The following is an 822-nucleotide window of genomic DNA, read 5'->3' on the forward strand; positions in this document are numbered from 1 at the left end:
TCCGCGCCGGCCTTGGCACCGGCGCCGGCCTGGGCGCCGCCCGCGGCCTGCTGGCCCTGGGCGTCGGCGTACAGGGCCTGGCCCAGCTTCTGGCTGGTGGCCGCGACCTTCTCGGAGGCCTCGCGGATGGCCGCTGTGTTGTCGCCCTCGGCGGACTCCCCCTTGAGCTTCTCCTTCAGGTCCGCCACCGACGCCTCGACCTCGGACTTCACGTCCCCGGGCACCTTGTCGGCGTTGTCCGCCAGGAACTTCTCGGTGGTGTAGACGAGCTGCTCGGCCTGGTTGCGGGTCTCGGCCGCCTCCCGGCGCCGGTGGTCCTCCTCCGCGTACTGCTCGGCCTCCCGCATCATCCGCTCGATGTCGTCCTTGGGCAGCGCCGAGCCGCCGGTGACGGTCATCCGCTGCTCCTTGCCGGTGCCCAGGTCCTTGGCGGAGACGTGCATGATGCCGTTGGCGTCGATGTCGAAGGTGACCTCGATCTGCGGCACCCCGCGCGGCGCCGGCGGCAGCCCGGTCAGCTCGAACATCCCCAGCTTCTTGTTGTACGCGGCGATCTCCCGCTCGCCCTGGTACACCTGGATCTGCACGCTGGGCTGGTTGTCCTCGGCGGTGGTGAAGATCTCCGAGCGCTTGGTCGGGATCGTGGTGTTGCGCTCGATCAGCTTGGTCATGATGCCGCCCTTGGTCTCGATGCCCAGGGACAGCGGGGTGACGTCCAGCAGCAGGACGTCCTTGACCTCGCCCTTGAGGACACCGGCCTGCAGCGAGGCGCCGATCGCCACGACCTCGTCGGGATTGACGCCCTTGTTCGCCTCCTTGCCG

At 69.6% G+C, this 822-nt stretch carries 1 protein-coding gene; it reads right to left on the reverse strand.

The features are described from left to right. Positions 1-822 (reverse strand): Hsp70 family protein (locus IQ279_RS27555; RefSeq protein WP_206352047.1); only part of this gene is annotated, 822 nt, incomplete at both ends.

This window comes from Streptomyces verrucosisporus, from assembly GCF_017114865.1.
Lineage (GTDB): Bacteria > Actinomycetota > Actinomycetes > Streptomycetales > Streptomycetaceae > Streptomyces > Streptomyces fenghuangensis.